Source organism: Anoxybacteroides voinovskiense, from assembly GCF_014196205.1.
In the GTDB taxonomy this organism is placed as follows: domain Bacteria; phylum Bacillota; class Bacilli; order Bacillales; family Anoxybacillaceae; genus Anoxybacteroides; species Anoxybacteroides voinovskiense.
Genome location: NZ_JACIDE010000005.1, coordinates 176,393 through 183,720, shown reverse-complemented (window position 1 = coordinate 183,720; position 7,328 = coordinate 176,393). Strand labels below are relative to the sequence as shown.

Genomic DNA, 7,328 nt, shown 5'->3' with positions numbered 1-7,328 from the left:
ATGCATCTTGCGAAAGATGCGTTTTTGCAAGATATCGCCATTCTGTTTAATTTTCACATGGACTCCACGAATCCGTTCGTGTTGATTTTGGCAGGGCTGCCCCACTTACAGATACGGTTGCGCTTGAATCACCACCGTCCGCTTCACCAACGCATCATCATGCGGTATCGGATGGGGGCGCTCTCGAAAGAAGAAGTGGCCGCGTACATTGAGCAGCGAATGAAGCAAGCAGGAGCGAAACACTCGATTTTTACCCCTGCGGCTTTAGAGGCGATCGCCCTACAGTCGCAAGGATGGCCACGAGTCATCAATACGTTAACGACGACATGCCTTTTGTACGGCTACCAGCTAAAAAAGGACGTGATTGACGAAGAAATTGTTCGAATGGCGGTGGAGGAAACAGGGGCATAAGGAAAGGGGCCGAACGGCTCCTCTTCTTTTTCTGATTTTCGTCTGAGATAATGTGCAAAGGATCGGAAAAAGCGTGCAAAATCGGAGAGAATTCGCAAACATTTTGCGCGGTATTTCCGATTTTCATCCAAAATAATTTGAAAAAGTAGTTCTGGAATAGTGTGCTAATTTACAGTAATACCTTTAAATGAAAAACAGTCCCCTGTTCAGGGACTGTTTTATATAGTAAGCCGATGGTTACTAGGATGACCCGTTCACATCCTTTTCTGTTGTTTTTGTTCCGTTCGAATTTATAGCGCGTGTTCGTCATCTTCTAGTTTCCGTACGTATACATTTGACCGATGCGAGAAAAAAATAGAAGCGAGCATGAGAACGAACACTGCTCCAAGTACGAGCAGTCGCTTCGTTCCGTCGATGGCACTTGGGATGAGTGTGCCGATATATAAAAATGCGCTAAGCGCAAACAAGACGAGACTGTATGCTTTATAGTCACGCGCTTTTCCTAACCAATTTCGTTTTTGTTCATCCACAACAGCCGTCCCCCTTTCCTTTTTTCAATGTATCATAGAAAGGGAAAAAGAGGACGATGTAATTTATGCCAATGCTTGCGCTAAGTCTTCGATTAAGTCGTCCGCATCTTCTAAGCCGACGGAAATGCGAATGAGTCCGTCCGTAATGCCGAGTTCGTCGCGGCGCTCTTTCGGGATGGACGCGTGCGTCATTTTTGCCGGAAGGGAAATTAAGCTCTCGACCGCTCCTAAACTTTCCGCTAACGTAAAGTAGCGCACGCGCGTTAATACTTGTTCCGCTTTTTCCGCACTGCCAACGTCAAACGACACCATGCCGCCAAAGCCGCGCATTTGCTTTTTCGCTACTTCGTGATTCGGGTGCGTTTCCAGCCCTGGGTAGTACACTTTTTGCACTGCTGGATGGTTCACTAAAAAGTCAACAATTTTTCTTGTATTTGCCTCATGCTCTTCCATCCGAATGCCGAGCGTTTTGATGCCGCGCATCAATAACCATGAGTCTTGCGGGCCGAGAATGCCGCCTGTGGAGTTTTGGATAAAGTGCAAGTCGGTCGCCAGTTGTTCCGAGTTGACGACGACAAGCCCAGCAACGACGTCGCTATGGCCGCCTAAATATTTCGTCGCACTATGGATCACGATATCTGCACCAAGCGCAATTGGGGTTTGCCAGTAAGGTGTGCTGAACGTATTGTCGACGATCGTAAGCAGCCCATATTGCTTCGCAAGCGTGGACACCGCCTGCAAATCCGTAATTTTCAACAACGGATTCGTCGGTGTTTCGATATGAATTGCCTTCGTGTTTTGTTTTATATGTTTTTCGATCTGAGAAATATCGCTCGTATCGACAAACGTTGATTCGATGCCGAGGCGGTTTAATACTTTCGTCATGACGCGGTATGTGCCGCCGTATACATCGTCCGTTAAAATAACATGGTCGCCGCTGTTGAACAACATCATCACCGCCGTAATTGCCGCCATGCCTGAACTGAACGCAAAGCCAGCGTATCCTTCTTCCACATCTTTAATGAGTTCCTCTAACGCATGGCGCGTCGGATTACCGGTACGTGAATATTCGTATCCTTTATGGACGCCGACTGCTTCTTGTTTATACGTGCTCACTTGGTAAATCGGCACCGACACCGCTCCTGTATGCGCGTCGCCAACGATGCCGCCATGAATTAATTTCGTTTTTCTTCTCACCTTACATCCCGCCTTCGTAAATGTTTTTGCTTAAATACCGCTCGCTGCTATCAGGAAAAATAACGACGATATTTGTTCCCGGCGTTGCTTGTTTTGCTTCTAAAAGCGCCGCATGAAACGCTGCGCCAGATGAACTTCCAACGAGCAATCCTTCTTTTTCCGCCAACTCTTTCACGAAGCGAAACGCATCTTCATCCAGCACGGTATGAACGGCATCAAAATAGCGTTTGTCCATATAATCCGGCAAAAATTCCATACCGATGCCTTCCGTTTTATGCGGTCCTGGATTACCCCCGTTTAAAATCGAGCCTTCTGGTTCGACGATGACCGTTTTAATCTCTGGCTTTTTCTCTTTTAAAAATTGCGCCGTTCCCATAAACGTACCGCCTGAACCAGCACCAGCGACAAAGACGTCAATTTGTCCATCCAACTGTTCCCAAAGCTCTGGGCCAAGCGTTTTATAATACGTCCGCGGATTCGCTGGATTTTCAAACTGCTGCGGACAATACGCGTTTGGGATCGTCGCCGCAAGCTCTTTCGCTTTGCGAATCGCTCCTTGCATTCCTTCGCTTGTTGGCGTATGAATAATCGTCGCCCCGAGCGCTTTCATGAGCTGCTGCTTTTCGATGCTAAATTTTTCTGGGACGCAAAAAATGACGCGAATATTTTTGCCAATCGCCGCCAACGCCAACCCTATCCCTGTATTTCCTGCGGTCGGTTCAATAATGGTGCCGCCTTCTGTTAATTTGCCTGTTTCGAGCGCATCGCGAAGCAACTCTTGTCCTAAACGATCTTTTATGCTTCCGCCAGGGTTAAAATATTCCAGTTTCGCAAACAAACGAACCCCTTCAGGAAGCGGAAAGTGCGTAATTTCCACGACCGGCGTATTGCCGATTAACTCATGTACGTTTTTTGCTACTCTCATGGTGTCACCTCATAAAGAAAATAAAGAGTAACTCCTGCACTCTTTCTAAAGAAAATAAGGAGAGAACCTCTCCTTACGACTGTTTTAATTCGTTCACCATCGCCTGCACAAGTTCCGACGAATGAAGCGCTGCTTTATGCAAAAACTGTTCAAACGATACGTTCGATTCTTTGCCAGCGATATCGGAAAGCGCGCGAATGACGACAAACGGCACGCCAAACTGGTGGCATACTTGCGCAATCGCCGCCGCTTCCATTTCTACTGCGCAAAGCTCCGGAAATTGCGTGCGCACAAAATCGACGCGCGCTGGGTCGTGCATAAACGAATCGCCCGTCGCAATCAGCCCTTTCGCCACTTGCACGTCGCGAATGTTAGCGGCACTTTTTTCAGCAATATTGATAAGCTTCTCGTCTGCGGCGTAGCGCGCCGGCAAGCCTGGCACTTGGCCATACGCATAGCCAAACGCCGTTACATCGACGTCATGATGGGCCACTTCTGTCGAAATGACGATATCACCGACATTTAACGAAGCGAGAAATCCGCCAGCAGACCCTGTGTTAATGACGACATCTGGCTGAAACCGTTCCAATAAAATCGTTGTCGACATCGCCGCATTTACTTTGCCAATGCCGGATTTTAGTAAAATTACGTCCACCCCGTGTAACGTGCCAGTATAAAATTCGCAGCTGGCAACCGTTGTATCGTTTCTGTTTTCGATTTTTTCGCGCAAAATCGCGACTTCTTCTTCCATCGCGCCAATGATTGCTACTTTCATCCCTTCGACCTCTTTCCCTTATTGTTTCACAGCCTCCATCAACCAAACGAAACGATTCATTGGCGTAAAGGTGACGGTAAAACCGTTTGTTGTAAATATGCGTTCCAGAATAGGGATCGTCGTGTAATATTCGCGTTGTAAGTCTTCCGCTAAATCGACAAATCCTTTTTGCTTCGCTTCCGCAATCATCGCCTCATACGCTTCGCGGTCAATAAACGCTGTATCCGCAAACACTATTTTACCACCTTTCGTCAACAGCTTGCCATACTTCCTAATCGCATGTTCTTTTTCTTCATCGGTTAAATGATGAAAGGCGTATGTGCTGACGATCGTATCAATTGCTTCCTTTGGAAACGGAAACTGCAAAAAATCCCCATCTTGTATCGATACCCCTTCTAGTTTTTCCATTGCTAGTTCGCGCATCGGCGCTGATGGCTCGATGCCGTATACGGTTTTTCCTGCTTCAAGTAATTTTTTCGTTAAATTCCCTGTGCCAACACCAAACTCTAAAACAACGTTGCCGCTTTTTTCGACCACTGTATTTAAAATCGCTTCATACCCGTCAAATACGTCGCGATATTGCTCATCGTGTCCATATACAGACGAATCGTACGACTGTGCCCACGTTTCAAAGATGTCTAAAAATTCTCTGCCCATGATGTCACGCTCCATAATTCTTATAATTCCTATTTATATACTATGAATTATTTTATGTCCTGTTCTTAATCTACCATAATTTTTTCATTCGTTCAATGAAAATATGCTACACTACAGATGGAAAGGAGGAGGACAATGCTTACGTTTGACCTCATTCAAGACAAAGTGGAGTTTTTTGAAGCAGCGGATGTACAGACGTTAGAGAAAAAAATAAACGAACAAATTGAACAAAATAAAGCACTTATGCTCGAAGTGCATCACGTCTCGCACCAAATGCACGTCGCGGAAAACGGGCAACGGTTTTATAGCGCGGTCGTTCATTTTAAAGCAAAAAAATGAGCGGATGTCCTAACGCATCCGCTACTTTGTTAATTGCTCGATTTTTTCCGGCTTCCAGCCTTGATGATCTACCCAAGCGATATATACTTTATATTTCACGCTTTTATCGTTTGGTGATACGGTAGCTATCGCTTTATTCGGACCGTTGTTGCCGATAAACCAGACGATCATGTTGTCGTGCGCTAATCCGGTCGCATAGCTTACCGCATCGAGCATTTCTTTCCAATCGACCGAGTTTTCGTCAAACGTCGTCACGTGCGGCTCCGACTGCGTCGTGCCAATCGGTTGCCATGACGGGTCGACGATTTCTTTTTCCACTCCTGATGCCGGGTCGCCTGCTGTTTCGATCACTTCTGCTTTCTCGGTTGTTGGTGCTGTTTCCTCGTTATTTGTTTTTTCCGTTTCTCCGATTTCCACTTCCACTTTATCGCTATCCGTTTTTTTCGTTTCGTTTATGTTTGTTTTTCGTTCAGTCGCTTGTTTCGATTGGTCGGCGGTGAAAAAAAGCTTCCAGCTAAAAAAGGCAATTAATGAAAGCACGAACGCAAGGGCGATGTTTAATATCCGATTCGCTTTCCGCCGCTTGGCGCGCTGTTCAAAACGGGAATTTGTTTCCTTCACACCTGCTCCTCCTCTCCGTCTTTATTGTAGTACACAAACGCTTTGTTGTCATTTCGGACTTATGTCTTTCGCTTGTTGCGCCGCATCCCACTCATAAAGCCTCTTGACAAGTTCAGCGAACACGTCGTTTGTCACTGCTCGTTCGCTCGTGCTATCTAACGCAACGACAACGAGCACGTATTTTGGCGAATCGGCTGGAAAATAACCGGCAAACCATTTATTGATAAGCGGTTCGCCTGATGCATTCGTTTTCCCTGTTTGCGCCGTTCCTGATTTTCCCGCCACCGCATACGGAAGCGTTTGAAACCTTCTCCCCGTACCGTGTGCATTGGTCACGACGCCCCGTAACAATTCCTGTAGCTTTCGCACCGTCGCCTCATGAAGCGGGTCGCTCGGAGAAAAAGGCTCGTCGGAAAACGTAAAAAGCGTCGTCCCGTTTTTATATAGCATTTTATTAACGACGCGCACTTGCTTTGCTTCCCCACCGCGGGCAATCGTCGCCATCATGTTGGCGACAGCTAATGGGGAAACGCGCACATTTTTTTGCCCGATCGACGTTTGCCCAACCGCGAGCGGAACATATTTGTCGCTTTTGTCGTGCCAAATCGTGCCGCTTTTTTCTTCCGGTAGCTGGCGAAAATTCGTGAGATGGTAGACGTCGCCTTGCCAGCCAGCAAGCGGGTACAATCCAAGCTTTTCGGCGTATTGCTCGATAATGTTTTTGTTTTCGTTGACGAGTTGCTTCCCTAACGTCGCAAAGGCGTTATTGCAGCTCACCGCAAAACTTTCGGCAAACGAAAGCTTCCCGTACGAATGCTCCGTATCGGGCGAACCGTCAATTTTTCGGCTGCAATCAAACGTTTGGTCTGCGATGCCCGTTTCGATGGCGGCAGCGGCAATCACCGTCTTAAACACCGACCCTGGAATTTGTGGCAAAAGCATTTCGTTTACTGCGCCATTATTTTTATACGGGTCGTTCGGGTCCATCGCCGGACGGCTTGCCATTGCCAATACGCTATTTGTCGCGACATCTAATAGCACCGCCCCACCTTTTTCTAGCCCTTTTTCATCGAGCACCTTTTCCGTCATTTCTTGCAACTCCCGATCTAATGTCGTTTGCACCGTAATCGGATAAAACGGATTGCCAGGGGCGCTATATTTCACATCCAATCCAAATAGCGGCCCTCCTTCCGCATCGACGTGGTATAAAAGCCGTGTTTTCCCTTCTGGAAGTAAAAATTCATCAAACGCTTTTTGTAGCCCTTGAATGCCGACTTTTGTTTGGGCAGGAAGGCTTCGGTCGCTGTAACGCGTGCGGATGATTTGTTCATCTTTGCGCGTAAAGCCGATTAGTTGGGCAGCATAAACATGGTCAAGCGGATATTGTTTTTTGACCGCCAATACGCCAGGAAAACGAAGCGTATTGATTTTGTTCATTTGCGCTTCCGTCAACGGAAACGGTTTCTCGCCGCTCGAAAAGACGATCGGTTCGTTTGCTTTTAGTAGCTGCATCCGAATCGCGTTCGTGGAGACGTGAAGAATGTTCGCCACCGTCTCAATCGGCCAATTCATCGTTTTTAAAAACGGAAATAAGACAAGCACCGGAATCTCTTCGTCCACGAGCGGATTTCCCGCTCTATCGACAAACGTGCCGCGCCCGTCGCTCACGACCATTGCTTGCGTCCGTTGGGCAACGCTTGCTTCGATTAAGTTAATGTGCTTGGTAGAAAATGATTCTGTACTTACTAACTGAAGCTGTGCCAACCGCCCGATTAAGCCAACAAGACAAAGCTGAATCATCAGTAAAATAACCATCGTTCGTTTCGTTCGCATAAAAAACACCTCGTCTCCATTGTTGACGAGGTGTAGATGT

9 protein-coding genes are annotated in these 7,328 nt (G+C 47.1%); 2 read left to right on the top strand and 7 right to left on the bottom strand.

What is annotated here, in order from left to right:
* The coding region (locus GGR02_RS17430; protein WP_375782321.1) for an ExeA family protein at positions 1-411 on the top strand (411 nt) is incomplete at its 5' end.
* Between the two features lie 290 nt (positions 412-701).
* Here GGR02_RS17430 and GGR02_RS05180 read toward each other — a convergent pair.
* The 5 genes from GGR02_RS05180 to GGR02_RS05160 form a co-directional block, all read right to left on the bottom strand.
* A complete protein-coding gene (locus tag GGR02_RS05180; RefSeq protein ID WP_183183671.1) occupies positions 702-941 on the bottom strand; it encodes a YrhC family protein in 240 nt (79 codons plus the stop codon).
* A 63-nt stretch (positions 942-1,004) separates the two neighbouring features.
* A complete protein-coding gene (locus GGR02_RS05175; RefSeq protein WP_183183670.1) occupies positions 1,005-2,138 on the bottom strand; it encodes a bifunctional cystathionine gamma-lyase/homocysteine desulfhydrase in 1,134 nt (377 codons plus the stop codon).
* Position 2,139: 1 nt separating this feature from the next.
* Positions 2,140-3,063 carry a PLP-dependent cysteine synthase family protein gene (locus GGR02_RS05170; protein WP_183183669.1) on the bottom strand — a complete coding sequence of 308 codons (924 nt, stop codon included), beginning with the start codon at positions 3,061-3,063 and terminating at the stop codon, positions 2,140-2,142.
* A gap of 73 nt (positions 3,064-3,136) precedes the next feature.
* Positions 3,137-3,838 (bottom strand): 5'-methylthioadenosine/S-adenosylhomocysteine nucleosidase, encoded by a 702-nt coding sequence (mtnN, locus tag GGR02_RS05165; RefSeq protein ID WP_183183668.1) that lies wholly within the window; start codon positions 3,836-3,838, stop codon positions 3,137-3,139.
* An 18-nt stretch (positions 3,839-3,856) separates the two neighbouring features.
* Positions 3,857-4,495: a class I SAM-dependent methyltransferase gene (locus tag GGR02_RS05160; RefSeq protein WP_183183667.1), complete on the bottom strand. Its 639-nt coding sequence runs from the start codon at positions 4,493-4,495 to the stop codon at positions 3,857-3,859.
* A gap of 135 nt (positions 4,496-4,630) precedes the next feature.
* Between GGR02_RS05160 and GGR02_RS05155 the strand changes: the two genes are divergently transcribed.
* Entirely contained in the window at positions 4,631-4,834 is a 204-nt protein-coding gene (locus GGR02_RS05155) for a DUF2536 family protein (RefSeq protein WP_183183666.1), read from the top strand.
* Between the two features lie 21 nt (positions 4,835-4,855).
* Here the strand turns inward: GGR02_RS05155 and GGR02_RS05150 are convergent, their stop codons facing one another.
* Together GGR02_RS05150 and GGR02_RS05145 are read right to left on the bottom strand one after the other, a co-directional pair.
* Positions 4,856-5,455 carry a YrrS family protein gene (locus tag GGR02_RS05150; RefSeq protein WP_183183665.1) on the bottom strand — a complete coding sequence of 200 codons (600 nt, stop codon included), beginning with the start codon at positions 5,453-5,455 and terminating at the stop codon, positions 4,856-4,858.
* A 48-nt stretch (positions 5,456-5,503) separates the two neighbouring features.
* Positions 5,504-7,288, bottom strand: a complete 1,785-nt coding sequence (locus GGR02_RS05145; protein ID WP_183183664.1) for a peptidoglycan D,D-transpeptidase FtsI family protein — start codon at positions 7,286-7,288, stop codon at positions 5,504-5,506.
* Positions 7,289-7,328: the final 40 nt, after the last annotated feature.